This window comes from Diaphorobacter sp. ED-3 (assembly GCF_027625375.1).
Classification (GTDB): domain Bacteria; phylum Pseudomonadota; class Gammaproteobacteria; order Burkholderiales; family Burkholderiaceae_C; genus Diaphorobacter; species Diaphorobacter nitroreducens.
Genome location: NZ_CP115182.1, coordinates 2,532,216 through 2,546,601 on the forward strand (window position 1 = coordinate 2,532,216; position 14,386 = coordinate 2,546,601).

Here is a 14,386-nt window from a genome sequence, read left to right on the forward strand (position 1 = left end):
CGCCGATCACCCCACCCACTTGCGTGCGTTGCGCCACACGCGCATCCAGGGGCTGAACGCGTCCTTGCCCCCCGTGGCGGCCAGATCGGTCCAGCTCATCTGGATGTTGCGGAATACACGCTCGGGGTGCGGCATCATGGCCGTGAAGCGTCCGTCCGCCGTCGTCACGGCCGTGAGCCCGCCGGCGCTGCCATTGGGGTTGAACGGGTAGCGCTCGGTCGGCTGGCCATGGTTGTCCACGAAGCGCATGGCACGCACCACCTTGGCGGCATTGCCACGGTACTGGAAGTTGGCATACCCCTCGCCGTGCGCGACGGCGATCGGCAGGCGGCTGCCGGCCATGCCCTGAAGGAAGATGCTGGGCGATTCCAGCACTTCGACCATCGACAGGCGCGCCTCGAAGCGGTGGCTCTGGTTGGTGGTGAAGCGCGGCCAGTCCTGCGCGCCAGGGATGATGTCGGCCAGTTCGGCAAACATCTGGCAGCCGTTGCACACGCCCAGGGCGAAGGTATCGCCACGCGCGAAGAACTGCTGGAACTGGGCCGACAGGCGCTCGTTGAACGTGATGGAGCGCGCCCAGCCGATGCCCGCGCCCAGCGTGTCGCCGTAGCTGAAGCCGCCGCAGGCCACCACGCCAGCAAACTGCGCCAGGTCGGCACGGCCGGTCTGCAGGTCGGTCATGTGTACGTCGAACGCCTCGAAGCCCGCCTCGGTGAAGGTGTAGGCCATTTCCACGTGCGAGTTCACGCCCTGCTCGCGCAGCACCGCCACACGCGGGCGCGCGCCTGTGGCAATGTACGGCGCAGCCACGTTGTCCAATGGGTCGAACGTGAGCTGCACGTGCATGCCGGGGTCTGCGGGATCGCCGGCCGCGGCGTGCTCGCTGTCAGCGCAGGCGGGGTTGTCGCGCTGCTGGCAGATCTTCCAGCTCACCGCGTCCCACACCTGGTGCAGGTCCGGCAGGCTGGCGCTGAACACGACCTTGGCATCGCGCCACACCTGCAACTCGCCCTTGCCCGCATCGATGGGCGAGGACAGCGGGCGCGTCTTGCCCACGAAGTGGCTGCAAGTGGACAGGCCGTGCGCGCGCAGCGTCTGCATGACCTCGTTGCGCTCGCTGGTCCTCACCTGCAGCACCACGCCCAGTTCCTCGTTGAACAGCGCGCGCAGCGTGCGCTCCTCGCGCCGGCCGCTGATCTGGGCGCCCCAGTTCTTGCCCTCGCCGCTGTCCATGCGGCCGTCGGTGATGCCGTCGCCCTCGGTGATGAGCATGTCCACGTTCAGCGCCACGCCCACCTGACCGGCAAAGGCCATCTCGGCCACGGTAGCCAGCAGGCCGCCGTCGCCCCGGTCGTGGTAGGCCAGGATCGCTCCTTTAGCGCGCAGCGCGTTCACGGCGTCCACCAGGGCGATCAGGTCCTTGGCGTCGTCCAGGTCGGGCGTCTCGTCGCCGGTCTGGTTCAGCACCTGCCCGAGGATGGAGCCGCCCATGCGCATCTTGCCGCGGCCCAGGTCGATCAGCACGAGGGTCGTGTCCTCTTCCTTGGCGTCGAGCTGCGGCGTGAGCGTGCCGCGCACGTCGGCCAGCGTGGCGAACGCGGTGATGATGAGGCTGACGGGCGAGGTGACCTTCTTGGTCTCGCCGCCCTCGCTCCACTGGGTACGCATGGACAGGCTGTCCTTGCCCACGGGGATGGAGATGCCCAGCTGCGGGCACAGCTCCATGCCCACGGCCTTCACGGTCTCGTACAGCGCGGCGTCTTCTCCGGGCTCGCCGCAGGCCGCCATCCAGTTGGCCGACAGCTTCACGCGCGGCAGTTCGATGGGTGCCGCCAACAGGTTGGTGATGCTTTCCGCCACCGCCATGCGGCCCGACGCGGGCGCATTGAGCGCCGCCAGCGGCGTGCGTTCGCCCATGGCCATGGCCTCGCCGGCAAAGCCACGGAAGTCGGCCAGCGTCACGGCCGCGTCGGCCACGGGCACCTGCCAGGGGCCCACCATCTGGTCGCGGTGGGTCAGGCCGCCCACGGCGCGGTCACCGATGGTGATGAGAAAGCGCTTGGAGGCCACCGTGGGGTGGGCCAGCACCTCGATCACGGCCTTCTCCAGCGGCAGGCCGTCCACGTTCAGCGGCGCGAAGCTGCGCTGCACGCTGGTCACGTCGCGGTGCATCTTGGGCGGCTTGCCCAGCAGCACGTCCATGGGCATGTCCACAGGATATTTCTGGTCGCCGGACGTGACCGCCGTGTCTTCCAGCACCAGTTGGCGCTCCTCGGTGGCCGTGCCGATGACGGCAAACGGGCAGCGCTCGCGCTCGCAGAAGGCCGTGAACTGCGCCAGCGACTCGGGCGCGATGGCCAGCACATAGCGCTCCTGGCTCTCGTTGGACCAGATTTCCTTGGGCGCCAGGCCGGACTCCTCCAGCGGCACGGCGCGCAGGTCGAAGCGCGCGCCGCGGCCCGCGTCATTCGTCAGCTCGGGGAAGGCGTTCGACAGGCCGCCCGCGCCCACGTCATGGATGGCCAGGATGGGGTTGTCCGCCCCCTGCGCCCAGCAGTGGTTGATGACCTCCTGCGCGCGGCGCTCGATCTCGGGGTTGCCGCGCTGCACGGAGTCGAAGTCCAGCTCCGCCGCGTTGGTGCCCGTGGCCATGGAGCTGGCGGCGCCGCCGCCCATGCCGATGCGCATGCCGGGGCCGCCCAGCTGGATCAGCAGCGTGCCGGCGGGGAACAGGATTTTTTGGGTGAGCCGCGCGTCGATCGTGCCCAGGCCGCCCGCGATCATGATGGGCTTGTGGTAGCCGCGGATGATGGCGCCCTCGCCCGTTCCGACCACCTGCTCGTATTCGCGGAAGTAGCCCGTCAGGTTGGGCCGGCCGAACTCGTTGTTGAACGCGGCGCCGCCCAGCGGCCCCTCGGTCATGATCTGCAGTGGGCTGGCGATGTGCTCGGGCTTGCCCACCTCGCTGCCCCAGAGCTTGGACACGGTGAAGCCCGTGAGGCCCGCCTTGGGCTTGGAGCCGCGGCCGGTAGCGCCCTCGTCGCGGATCTCGCCCCCCGCACCGGTGGCGGCACCGGGGAACGGCGAGATGGCCGTGGGGTGGTTGTGCGTTTCCACCTTCATCAGCACATGGTGGGTTGCACTACGCTTTTGATAGCTTGGAGCGCTTGCCTGTTGGGCGAAAGACTCGAATTTGGCGATGAATTGCTCGACCTCGCTGCCTTCCATGATGGAGGCGTTGTCGGCATAGGCCACCACGGTATGCTGGGGCGACACGGCTTCGGTGTTGCGGATCATGCCGAACAGGCTCTTGTCCTGCGCCACGCCGTCGATGGTGAACTGCGCGTTGAAGATCTTGTGGCGGCAGTGCTCGCTGTTGGCCTGGGCGAACATCATCAGCTCCACGTCGGTGGGGTTGCGCGCCAGGCCTGTGAAGGCATTGACCAGATAGTCGATCTCGTCGTCGGCCAGGGCCAGGCCCCAGGCCTTGTTCGCAGCCTCCAGCGCCGCACGCCCGCCCTGCAGCACGTCCACGAAGGCCATGGGCTCGGCCTGCAGCTCGGTGAACAGGCGCTGCGCCTCGTCCAGCGTGGTGACCACCGATTCCGTCATGCGGTCGTGCAAGAGCGCCGCAACCTGCTGCAGCTGCTCGGTGCTCAACTCGGGCTTGCCACCCAGCAGGCCGCCCTTGAGGCTGATGCGGTATTCGGTGATGCGCTCGATGCGGCGCACCGCCAGGCCGCAGTTGTGGGCGATGTCCGTGGCCTTGGACGCCCAGGGCGACACCGTGCCCAGGCGCGGAGTGACATACAGCACCATGCCGTCCCGCGGGCCGGCGTATGGGTCGCCGTAGGTCAGCAGCGCGGCCAGGCGCTCGCGCGCGGCGGCATCGGGTGCGGCGTCGCCGGCCACCAGGTGCACGAAGCGCGCCGCAATGCCGTCGATCTTGGGATGAATGGCCGCCAGGGCGGGTTGCAGTTGCTGGGCGCGGAAGGTGCTGAGGGCATTGCCGCCCTCCAGCGGGGTGATGTGCAAGGTCACGGTAGCGGCCTGTGTGGTGGCAGAAAGAGGCGTTTCGCCCGCTGGTTGAGGCAGCCGCTGAATGGGGCCGCCGCGCCGGCAGCGCGTGTTGGTGGGAGCCCGCTATTTTAGCCCGCGGCACCCGCCCTTGCCCGCCCCTCGCCCACAGGGGGCAAAGGCCGATGGGATAATTTGCGCCATGAGCATCACCATCAAAGACGCGCAGGGCATCGCCGGCATGCGCGAGGCCTGCCGCCTGGCGTCCGAAGTGCTGGACTACATTGCCCCACACATCAAGCCCGGCATCACCACCGCAGAGATCGACCGCCTGGGCGCGGAATGCATGGCCGCCCAGGGCACCGTGTCCGCCACCATCGGCTACCAGCCTCCGGGCTACCCGCCCTACCCCGGCCACTTGTGCACCTCGGTCAACCATGTGGTCTGCCACGGCATTCCCAACGACAAGCCGCTCAAGAAGGGCGACATCGTCAATGTGGACGTCACCGTGATCACCAAGGACGGTTGGTATGGAGACAACAGCCGCATGTACCTCATCGGCGAATGCTCCATTGCCGCCAAGCGGCTGTCGCAGCTCACGTTCGAATCCATGTGGCTGGGCATCCAGCAGGTCAAGCCGGGCGCGCGCCTGGGCGACATCGGCCACGCCATCCAGAAGTTCGCCGAGGGCCACGGCCTGTCGGTGGTGCGCGAGTTTTGCGGCCACGGCATCGGCCAGAAATTCCATGAGGACCCGCAGGTGCTGCACTATGGCCGCCCCGGCACGGGCGAGGAGCTGGTGCCCGGCATGACCTTCACCATCGAGCCCATGCTCAACCTGGGCAAGCGCGACATCAAGGAGTTGGGCAAGGACGGCTGGACCATCATCACCAAAGACCACAGCCTGTCGGCGCAGTGGGAACACACCGTGCTCGTGACCGAGACCGGCTACGACGTGCTGACCCTCTCCGCCGGCTCCCCCGCGCTGCCGGCCTTCGTCACCGCCACCACGACCTGAGCCAGGCCGCCGCGCCCAGAGCGCCGCAAGGCATGCACGGTTCTTGCTAAACGTCCTCCATGCCTTCCATCCCCCCCTGCCCCCCCGCCACTGCACCGGATCTCGCGCAGCTGCATGCGCTGCGCGACGCCTACCGCCAGGACAAGGCCGCCCTGCTGGCGACCCTGCGCGCGCCCGGAGCGTCCACGCGCGGCGTGCGCAGCCTGCTGCATCGCCTCTCGTCGCTGACCGACGGCCTGCTGTGCCGGCTGTGGGACCGCGCGCAGTTGCCTGAAGGCATGGCGCTGGTCGCCGTGGGGGGCTACGGACGCGCACAGCTGTTCCCTTATTCCGACGTGGACGTGCTGCTGCTACTGCCGGACGGCATGAGCGTGGCCGCGGGCCATGCAGGTGCGGCGCCCTGCACGCCGATCGAGACCTTCATCGGCAGCTGCTGGGACGCGGGGCTGGAGGTTGGGTCCAGCGTGCGCAGCGTGGCCGAATGCCTGAGCGAGGCCGCCGCCGATGTGACGGTGCAGACATCGCTGCTGGAAGCGCGCCTGCTGTGCGGCAACGCCGCGCTGTTCGATGCGTTCCGCCAGCGCTACGACGCGCAGATGGACCCGCGCGCCTTTCTGGTCGCCAAGACGCTGGAGATGCGCCAGCGCCATACGAAGTACGAAAACACCCCCTACGCGCTGGAGCCCAACTGCAAGGAGTCGCCCGGCGGCCTGCGCGACCTGCAGCTCATCCAGTGGGTGGCGCGCGCCGCGGGCCTGGGGCGCAATTGGCGAGAACTGGCGGCCAGCGGCCTGGCCACACCGTTCGAGGTGCAGCAGATCGAGCGCAACGAGGCGCTGCTGTTCCTGATCCGCGCACGCCTGCATGCGCTGGCCGGCCGGCGCGAAGACCGCCTGGTGTTCGATCTGCAGACCGCCGTGGCCGAGACCTTCGGCTACCGCTCCACCGCACCGGACGGCCAGCGCCTGGCGATGCGTGCCAGCGAGACGCTGATGCGCCGCTACTACTGGGCCGCCAAGGCCGTGTCGCAGCTGTGCCAGATCCTGCTGCTGGGCATCGAGGAGCGACTGAACCCCTCCACGCATGAACTGCGTCCGATCAACCCGCGCTTCTTCGAGAAGGCCGGCATGATCGAAGTGGCCAGCGACGACCTGTACGAAAGAGAACCCCACGCCGTCCTGGAAACCTTCCTGCTCTACGAGACCACTGTAGGGCTCAAGGATTTGTCGGCACGCACGCTGCGAGCGCTCTACAACGCGCGTGGCGTGATGGACAGTGAATTCCGGCGCGACCCCGCGAACCGCGCGCTATTCATGCAGATCCTGCAGCAGCCCGCAGGCATCACGCACGCCATGCGGCTCATGAACCAGACCTCCGTGCTGGGCCGCTACCTGTGGCCCTTCCGGCGCATCGTGGGGCAGATGCAGCACGACCTGTTCCATGTCTACACGGTGGACCAGCACATCCTGATGGTGCTGCGCAACGTGCGGCGCTTTTTCATGGCCGAACACGCGCATGAATACCCGTCGTGTTCACAGCTCGCCGCAGGCTGGGACAAACCGTGGATTCTCTACATCGCTGCGCTGTTCCACGACATCGGCAAGGGGCGCGGCGGCGACCATTCACAGATCGGCGCGCAGGAAGTGCGGCGCTTTTGCCGCCAGCACGCGGCGCACGGCATCACGCGCGAGGACGCGCGGCTCATTGAATTCCTCGTGGCCGAACACCTCACCATGAGCCAGGTGGCGCAAAAGCAGGATCTGTCCGACCCCGACGTGATCGCCGCCTTTGCGCGCCGCGTGGGCAACGAGCGCTACCTCACCGCCCTGTACCTGCTCACCGTGGCCGACATCCGCGGCACCAGCCCCAAGGTGTGGAACGCCTGGAAGGGCAAGCTGCTGGAAGACCTGTACCACGCGACGCTGCGTACCCTGGGCGGGCGCGCACCCGACGCCGCCGCCGAGATCGAGGCGCGCAAACGCGAGGCGCTGGTGCTGCTGGCATTGGCCTCCCAGCCCCACGAGGCGCACAAGAAGCTGTGGGATACGCTGGACGTGAGCTATTTCATGCGCCACGAGGCGGCGGACACCGCCTGGCACACCCGCCACCTCTCGCGCCACGTGGGCGCCGGCAAGCCGGTGGTGCGCGCACGCCAGTCGCTGGCGGGCGAAGGCCTGCAGGTGCTGGTGTATGCGCCGGACCAAAGCGACCTGTTCATGCGCATCTGCGGCTACTTCGACCGTGCGGGCTTTTCCATCCTGGATGCGCGTGTGCACACTGCCAACAACGGCCATGCGCTGGACACCTTCCAGGTCGTTGCCTCCAGCCAGCCAGGCGCCTACCGCGAGCTCATTCACATGGTCGAGAACGACCTGCTGCGCGCCATCGAAGACCCGCGGCCGCTGCCCGAGCCTACGCGCAAGCGCGTGTCGCGTCGCGTCAAGAGCTTCCCCATCGCGCCGCGCGTCACGCTGCGCCCTGACGAAAAGGCCCAGCGCTGGCTCATCAGCATTTCCGCCAGCGACCGTGCCGGCCTGCTGTACCTGGTGGCGCGCGTGCTCTCGCGCCACGGCCTCAGCGTGCAGTTGGCCAAGGTGAGCACGCTGGGCGAACGGGTGGAGGACGTGTTCCTGGTGCAGGGCCCAGAGATGCAGAACAACGCGCGACAGATCCAGATCGAGACCGAGCTACTGCAGGCGCTGGCCGATCAATGACTATGATTTCGATAGCTGCTTGCGCTTGCCACAAGGGCGCTACAGCCTGATTGAGCGCTCAATCGTCTTCTACCGCACCAATCTCCGGAAACAACACCTCCGTGTAACCGAACTGCGTGAAATCGCGCACGCGCATTGGGTAGAGCTTGCCGATCAGGTGGTCGCACTCGTGCTGCACTACCCGCGCGTGGAAACCTTCCGCCACACGGTCGATGGGCGCGCCCAGCAGATCGACGCCGCGGTAGTGGATGCGCGCAAAGCGCGGCACCTTGCCGCGCAGGCCCGGCACGGACAGGCAGCCCTCCCAGTCGTCCTCCTCGTCGGCGCCCAGCGGCGTGATCACGGGATTGATGAGCACCGTGGGCGGCACGATGGGGCGGTCGGGGTAGCGCGGGTTGCGCTCGCCGGAGCCGAAGATCACCACCTGCCAATCCTCCCCGATCTGCGGTGCTGCCAGGCCCGCGCCGTTCACGGCCTGCATCGTCTCGCGCATGTCGTTCACCAGTTGGTGCAGCGCGGGCGTATCGAATGCGGTAACGGGTTGGGCCACCCGCAACAGTCGCGGGTCGCCCATCTTCAGGATGGTGCGGATGGTCATGGTGGGTCTGCGGGCTGCAGCCGCCAAGCGCAGGGCATGGCGAAAGGCATGGCGGCGTCCCTGCCTTGGAGCATAACGCCCGGCAACACCTGCACAATGGCAGGCATGTCCCCGCCGCCCGAGCCACTGCCGCCCGTCCCTGAGCAAGCGCCCCTGCCCGCGCTGGCGCGCTGGCTCTTGCTGGTGTTTGCCGCACTCTGCCTGGCGCTGGGGGTGATCGGCATCGTCGTGCCGGGCCTGCCCAGCACGGTGTTCATCCTCATGGCAGGCTGGGCGGCCGCGCGCAGTTCGCCGCGCCTGTACCGCTGGCTGTGGTTCCACCCGCTGTTCGGCTCCATGCTGCGCAACTGGGCCAACGGCGGGCGCGTGAGCCGCCATGCGAAGTGGAGCGCCACCTTCCTGATGGCCCTGTGCGCGCTGGTGCTGTGGGTGGTGCATATCCCACGCTGGGCGACCATCAGCGCGGTGGTCAGCATGTCCTGCGTACTGGTGTGGCTGTGGCTTCGCCCTGAGCCGCAGCGCTGACATCGCCCTTCGCATCCCTTGCACAGCACAGCGTCAAGGCGGCACTTTTTTATGTATATAATCTAAGTCTTGTTCCTCGATAGCTCAGTCGGTAGAGCGACGGACTGTTAATCCGCAGGTCCCTGGTTCGAGCCCAGGTCGAGGAGCCAAAATCCAAGCCTTGCAATTGCACAAGGCCTGCCAAAAACAAACACCGATCATTCCTCAATAGCTCAGTCGGTAGAGCGCCGGACTGTTAATCCGTAGGTCCCTGGTTCGAGCCCAGGTTGAGGAGCCATTCAAGGCCATTCCAGCATCTGTTGGGATGGCCTTTTTGCTGGGCGCTGACCTTGCGCTAGGGCAAAAAAACCCGCCGACCAGCGGCGGGCCCAGTCACGCACCCGTGGTTGGCGGGGCGCTTACATGTGGTCGATCATCACCTGCCCGAAGCCCGAGCAGCTCACCTGCGTGGCCCCGTCCATGAGGCGCGCAAAGTCATAGGTCACCTTCTTGCTCTGGATGGCCTTCTCCATGGAACTGATGATCAGGTCGGCCGCCTCGGTCCAGCCCATGTGGCGCAACATCATCTCGGCCGAGAGGATCTCGGAGCCCGGGTTGACATAGTCCTTTCCCGCGTACTTGGGGGCCGTGCCATGGGTGGCCTCGAACATCGCCACGCTGTCGGACAGGTTGGCACCCGGGGCGATGCCGATGCCGCCCACCTGCGCCGCCAATGCATCGGAGATGTAGTCGCCATTCAGGTTCAGCGTGGCGATCACGCTGTACTCGGCCGGGCGCAGCAGGATCTGCTGCAGGAAGGCGTCGGCAATGCTGTCTTTGATGGTGATGTCCTTGCCGGTGCGGGGATTCTTGATGCGCATCCACGGGCCGCCGTCGATCAGCTGCGCGCCAAATTCCTGGACTGCCAGTTCATAGCCCCAGTCACGAAAGCCCCCTTCGGTGAACTTCATGATGTTGCCCTTGTGCACCAGGGTCACGCTGGGCCGGTCATTGTCGATGGCGTACTGGATGGCTTTGCGCACCAGGCGCTGCGTGCCCTCGCGCGACACCGGCTTGACCCCGATGCCCGATGTCTCAGGAAAGCGGATCTTCTTGACGCCGAACTCCTCCTGCAAGAACTTGATGAGCTTCTTGGCCTTGTCCGACTCGGCCTCGAACTCGATGCCGGCATAGATGTCCTCGGAGTTCTCGCGGAAGATGACCATGTTGATCTTCTCGGGCTCACGCACCGGCGAAGGCACGCCCTTGAAGTAGCGCACCGGGCGCAGGCAGACGTACAGGTCCAGCTCCTGGCGCAGCGCCACGTTCAGCGAACGGATGCCGCCGCCCACGGGCGTGGTGAGCGGCCCCTTGATGGAAACCACGTAGTCGCGCACGGCATGCAGCGTCTCTTCGGGCAGCCACACGTCGGGGCCATAGACCTTGGTGGACTTCTCGCCGGCATACACCTCCATCCAGTGGATCTTGCGCTGCCCGCCATAAGACTTTGCCACAGCCGCATCCACTACCTTGAGCATCACGGGCGTGATGTCCATGCCAGTGCCATCGCCCTCGATGAACGGGATGATGGGCTGGTGGGGCACGTTCAGCGACATGTCGGCGTTGACGGTGATCTTCTGGCCCTGGGGCGGAATCTGGATGTGCTGGTAGCTGGTCATGAAGAAGGTCTCCTGTAGGTGCGTGCGCAAGGCGGCGGGCTGCTCGCGCAGGAACGGCGCCCAAAGATTCTAGGGCAAGGCTGCAGGGTGGCCCGCCCCGCAGCGCATGTCGGCCCGGCATGATGACCCGCGAAGGGTCGCTGTCAACGCGCGCTCCGGGAAGCCGTTGAGACAGGGCGTGCAACAGGCTCCGCGGCCGACGCACGCATCCGTGCCATGCGGCCTGGCCGCCTGGCGTATACCGGTATACCGACCCTTCCAAGGAATTGGCACATATGAAAAAACTCCTCGCTATCCTGGCCGGCGGTCTGCTCGCAACGGGGGCCTTCGCGCAAGCGACCCCTGCCACGCCAGCAGTTCCCGCCACCCCGGCCGTTGTGGCCGCCCCCGACACGGCCGCTCCTGCGGCCGCCGCACCGGCTCCGGCCGCCGCCACCAAACCCGCCAAGCTGCGCAACCACCACGCCAAGGCGCCCGCCAAGCACAAGAGCGCCAAGGTCGCCAAGAAGACCGCCAAGCGAAGCAAGACGGCCGCCTGATCGCCGCGGCCACTGCTGAACAGCCCGCTTCGGCGGGCTTTTTGTTGCCTGCTACGCTCAGGGTTCCGCATTGCCCCTGCCAACCCATGTCTTCCATGCCCATGTTTTCGCTCACCGCACCTGCCATGCCCATCGCGCGCTTGCTGCGCAGCTTTCTGTCTCCCCTGCTGGCATACGGCGTGGCCTTAGGCCTGTGCGCAGCCGCAGCGGCGCAGGGTGTTCCGCAAATGAACCTGCCGCGCGTGGAGTTGCAGGCCGGCATGCACCGCATCGACGCCCAGGTCGCCACCGCGCCGCAGGAGCGCCAAGTCGGCCTGATGCACCGCCGCGACATGCCCATGCACGAGGGCATGCTGTTCGTCTTCGAGCAGCCGGCCACGCAATGCTTCTGGATGCGCAATACGCCGCTGCCGCTCACCGCGGCCTTCGTGGCCGACGACGGCACCATCGTGAACCTGGTGGACATGCAGCCGCTGTCCGAAGAATCGCACTGCTCCAAGCGGCCGGTGCGCTTCGTGCTGGAGATGAACCAGGGCTGGTTCGCCAAGCGCGGGCTGAAGGCGGGCAGCAGGCTCAGCGGAAGACCGTTCACGCAGCGGTAGCGCGCTATTTATTCAGGAGCTGGCAGCGCTTTTCCCGCAAGGATTTCATGAGATATTTACCTTAAAACCATTGCGTATCAAGCGCGAAGAGCTTCATTTTTCATAGCATCCCTGTCCGCGATTGCGAGGGTCCACCCCACCCAAAGGCCGTGCAAAAAGAAACCGGCCTCCCCTTGCGGGAAGGCCGGTGACGGCCAGGATGACACCCGGCCGGTGCTCCGTCAGGCGAGCGCTGCGATGGCCGCGTTGAACGTGGCGCTGGGGCGCATCACGGCGTCCAGCTTGGACAGATCGGGCAGGTAGTAGCCACCGATGTCGGCGGGCTTGCCCTGCACCACGCGCAGTTCCTCGACGATCTTGGCCTCGTTATCGGCCAGGGTCTTGGCCAACGGAGCGAACTTGGCGGCCAGCGCGGCGTCCTCGGACTGCGCGGCCAGGGCCTGGGCCCAGTACAGCGACAAATAGAACTGGCTGCCGCGGTTGTCGATCTCGCCCACCTTGCGCGAGGGCGACTTGTTCTCGTCCAGCAGCTTGCCGGTAGCCTGGTCCAGCGTCTTGGCCAGCAGCTTGGCGCGGGGGTTGTTTTCCTTCAGGCCCAGGTCTTCCAGCGACACGGCCAGCGCCAGGAATTCCCCCAGCGAGTCCCAGCGCAGGTAGTTCTCTTCGAGCAGCTGCTGCACGTGCTTGGGAGCGGAGCCGCCCGCGCCCGTCTCGTACATGCCGCCGCCGGCCATCAGGGGCACGATGGACAGCATCTTGGCGGAAGTGCCCAGTTCCATGATCGGGAACAGGTCGGTCAGGTAGTCGCGCAGGATGTTGCCGGTCACCGAGATGGTGTCTAGGCCGCGCGCCACGCGCTCCAGCGTGAAGCGCATCGCTCGCACCTGGCTCATGATCTGGATGTTGAGGCCGGTAGTGTCGTGGTCCTTCAGGTACTTCTCGACCTTCTTGATCAGCTCGTTCTCGTGCGGGCGATAGGGGTCCAGCCAGAACACGGCGGGCATGCCGGAGTTGCGCGCGCGGGTCACGGCCAGCTTCACCCAGTCGCGGATCGCAGCGTCCTTGACCTGGCACATACGCCAGATGTCGCCGGTTTCCACGTTCTGCGACAGCAGCACTTCACCCGTGGCGATGTCCACGATGTTGGCCACGCCGTCTTCGGCGATCTCGAAGGTCTTGTCGTGGGAGCCGTATTCCTCGGCCTTCTGCGCCATCAGGCCCACGTTGGGCACGGTGCCCATGGTGCGCGGGTCGAAGTTGCCGTGCCACTTGCAGAAGTTGATCATCTCCTGGTAGATACGGGCGAAGGTCGACTCGGGCATCACGGCCTTGCAGTCGTAAGGCTTGCCGTCGGCGCCCCACATCTTGCCGCCCTGGCGGATCATGGCGGGCATGGAGGCGTCCACGATGATGTCGTTGGGCGAGTGGAAGTTGGTGATGCCCTTGGCGGAGTCCACCATGGCCAGCGCCGGACGGTGCTCCTGGCAGGCGTGCAGGTCGCGGATGATCTCTTCACGCTTGGAGGCCGGCAGCGTCTCGATCTTCTCGTACAACGTGGCCATGCCGTTGTTGACGTTGATGCCCAGCTCGTCAAACAGCGCGCCGTGCTTCTCGAAGGCTTCCTTGTAGTAGATCTTCACGCAGTGACCGAACACGATCGGGTGCGAGACCTTCATCATCGTGGCCTTCACGTGCAGCGAGAACAGGATGCCGGCTTCCTTGCAGTCGGCCAGTTCCTTCTCGTAGAAGGCGCACAGGGCCTTCTTGCTCATGAACATGGAGTCGATGATCTCGCCGTCCTTGAGCGCGACCTTTTCCTTCAGCACCACGGTCTTGCCGGACTTCGTCTCCAGCACCATCTTTACATCGCGGGCCTTGTCCAGGGTCAGGGACTTTTCGCCATGATAGAAGTCGCCCTCGTGCATGTGGGACACATGCGTCTGCGACCACTGCTTCCACTCGCCCATGGAGTGCGGGTGCTTCTTGGCGTAGTTCTTCACCGCGGCAGGCGCGCGGCGGTCGGAGTTGCCCTCGCGCAGCACCGGGTTCACGGACGAGCCCAGGCATTTGCCATAGCGGGCCTTGATGGCCTTTTCCTCGTCGGTGGTGGGGTTCTCGGGGTAGTCGGGCAGGTTGTAGCCCTTGCCTTGCAGTTCCTTGATGGCGGCGATCAACTGCGCCACGGACGCGCTGATGTTGGGCAGCTTGATGATGTTGACGTCGGGCTCGAGCGTCTTCTTGCCCAGTTCAGCCAGCGTATTGGGTACGCGCTGCTCGGGCGTCAGGAAGTCAGGGAACTCACCCAGGACGCGCGCCGCCAGGGAGATGTCGCTCTCGGCCACTTCGATACCGGCCACCGACGCGAAGCTGCGCACGATGGGCAGGAAGGAGGCCGTGGCCAGGCGGGGAGCCTCGTCGGTCAGGGTATAGATGATGGTGGGTTTCTGGGTGCTCATCTCGTCTCTCAGGTAAACAAAACAGAGGTCTTGCGCCGCCGGTCCGCGGCCTCGCGCGCAGTCATCCGATGTGACAGTCCGGATTGTGCGCGAGTCGTTGCGCGGAAATCGTGTAATTTGCAATCGAATATCGCATTGCAAAAAATTGACAGGGGAACTGGCACTTTTTTTTGCAAGTCTTCTACAAGACTGTCGTCCCGCTGCCAAATTACCCAGGGAGGCCGTACCCAATGAGGCCGCCGCCCGGGCCGTCAAGCCA

The 14,386-nt window shown here is 66.1% G+C and carries 9 protein-coding genes and 2 tRNA genes; 7 read left to right on the forward strand and 4 right to left on the reverse strand.

Features of this window, described 5'->3' with window-relative positions; translation table 11 throughout:
• Positions 1-6 precede the first annotated feature (6 nt).
• Positions 7-4,041, reverse strand: coding sequence for a phosphoribosylformylglycinamidine synthase (gene purL / locus PCQ86_RS12385; protein ID WP_270173869.1), 4,035 nt, complete (start codon positions 4,039-4,041; stop codon positions 7-9).
• Between the two features lie 178 nt (positions 4,042-4,219).
• On the opposite strand from purL, the gene map reads away from it, so the two are divergent.
• Positions 4,220-5,035 (forward strand): type I methionyl aminopeptidase, encoded by an 816-nt coding sequence (gene map / locus PCQ86_RS12390; RefSeq protein WP_011805500.1) that lies wholly within the window; start codon positions 4,220-4,222, stop codon positions 5,033-5,035.
• A gap of 59 nt (positions 5,036-5,094) precedes the next feature.
• Positions 5,095-7,749, forward strand: a complete 2,655-nt coding sequence (locus PCQ86_RS12395) for a [protein-PII] uridylyltransferase (protein WP_270173870.1) — start codon at positions 5,095-5,097, stop codon at positions 7,747-7,749.
• Between the two features lie 58 nt (positions 7,750-7,807).
• On the opposite strand, the gene def is transcribed toward PCQ86_RS12395, so the two are convergent.
• Positions 7,808-8,347: a peptide deformylase gene (def, locus tag PCQ86_RS12400; protein WP_011805502.1), complete on the reverse strand. Its 540-nt coding sequence runs from the start codon at positions 8,345-8,347 to the stop codon at positions 7,808-7,810.
• Between the two features lie 105 nt (positions 8,348-8,452).
• Between def and PCQ86_RS12405 the strand changes: the two genes are divergently transcribed.
• From PCQ86_RS12405 to PCQ86_RS12415, 3 genes are all read left to right on the forward strand, one after another.
• A complete protein-coding gene (locus PCQ86_RS12405) occupies positions 8,453-8,872 on the forward strand; it encodes a YbaN family protein (RefSeq protein ID WP_270173871.1) in 420 nt (139 codons plus the stop codon).
• A gap of 73 nt (positions 8,873-8,945) precedes the next feature.
• Positions 8,946-9,021, forward strand: a tRNA-Asn gene (locus PCQ86_RS12410).
• Between the two features lie 52 nt (positions 9,022-9,073).
• Positions 9,074-9,149 (forward strand) — tRNA-Asn (locus PCQ86_RS12415).
• Between the two features lie 121 nt (positions 9,150-9,270).
• Here PCQ86_RS12415 and icd read toward each other — a convergent pair.
• Positions 9,271-10,530, reverse strand: a complete 1,260-nt coding sequence (icd, locus tag PCQ86_RS12420; RefSeq protein ID WP_220638879.1) for an NADP-dependent isocitrate dehydrogenase — start codon at positions 10,528-10,530, stop codon at positions 9,271-9,273.
• Positions 10,531-10,805: 275 nt separating this feature from the next.
• Between icd and PCQ86_RS12425 the strand changes: the two genes are divergently transcribed.
• Both PCQ86_RS12425 and PCQ86_RS12430 read left to right on the forward strand, forming a co-directional pair.
• Positions 10,806-11,069 (forward strand): hypothetical protein, encoded by a 264-nt coding sequence (locus PCQ86_RS12425; protein WP_015913128.1) that lies wholly within the window; start codon positions 10,806-10,808, stop codon positions 11,067-11,069.
• A gap of 86 nt (positions 11,070-11,155) precedes the next feature.
• Positions 11,156-11,671, forward strand: a complete 516-nt coding sequence (locus PCQ86_RS12430; RefSeq protein ID WP_442874414.1) for a DUF192 domain-containing protein — start codon at positions 11,156-11,158, stop codon at positions 11,669-11,671.
• A gap of 221 nt (positions 11,672-11,892) precedes the next feature.
• On the opposite strand, the gene PCQ86_RS12435 is transcribed toward PCQ86_RS12430, so the two are convergent.
• Positions 11,893-14,127: an NADP-dependent isocitrate dehydrogenase gene (locus PCQ86_RS12435; protein ID WP_172206740.1), complete on the reverse strand. Its 2,235-nt coding sequence runs from the start codon at positions 14,125-14,127 to the stop codon at positions 11,893-11,895.
• Between the last annotated feature and the right edge of the window lie 259 nt (positions 14,128-14,386).

What these genes read in the sequence shown, in the direction of transcription:
- map (WP_011805500.1), top strand. Translation starts at nt 4,220, where the DNA reads ATGAGCATCACCATCAAAGACGCGCAGGGCATCGCCGGCATGCGCGAG.
- PCQ86_RS12395 (WP_270173870.1), top strand. Translation starts at nt 5,095, where the DNA reads ATGCCTTCCATCCCCCCCTGCCCCCCCGCCACTGCACCGGATCTCGCG.
- def (WP_011805502.1), bottom strand. Translation starts at nt 8,347, where the DNA reads ATGACCATCCGCACCATCCTGAAGATGGGCGACCCGCGACTGTTGCGG.
- PCQ86_RS12405 (WP_270173871.1), top strand. Translation starts at nt 8,453, where the DNA reads ATGTCCCCGCCGCCCGAGCCACTGCCGCCCGTCCCTGAGCAAGCGCCC.
- icd (WP_220638879.1), bottom strand. Translation starts at nt 10,530, where the DNA reads ATGACCAGCTACCAGCACATCCAGATTCCGCCCCAGGGCCAGAAGATC.
- PCQ86_RS12425 (WP_015913128.1), top strand. Translation starts at nt 10,806, where the DNA reads ATGAAAAAACTCCTCGCTATCCTGGCCGGCGGTCTGCTCGCAACGGGG.
- PCQ86_RS12430 (WP_442874414.1), top strand. Translation starts at nt 11,156, where the DNA reads ATGTCTTCCATGCCCATGTTTTCGCTCACCGCACCTGCCATGCCCATC.
- PCQ86_RS12435 (WP_172206740.1), bottom strand. Translation starts at nt 14,127, where the DNA reads ATGAGCACCCAGAAACCCACCATCATCTATACCCTGACCGACGAGGCT.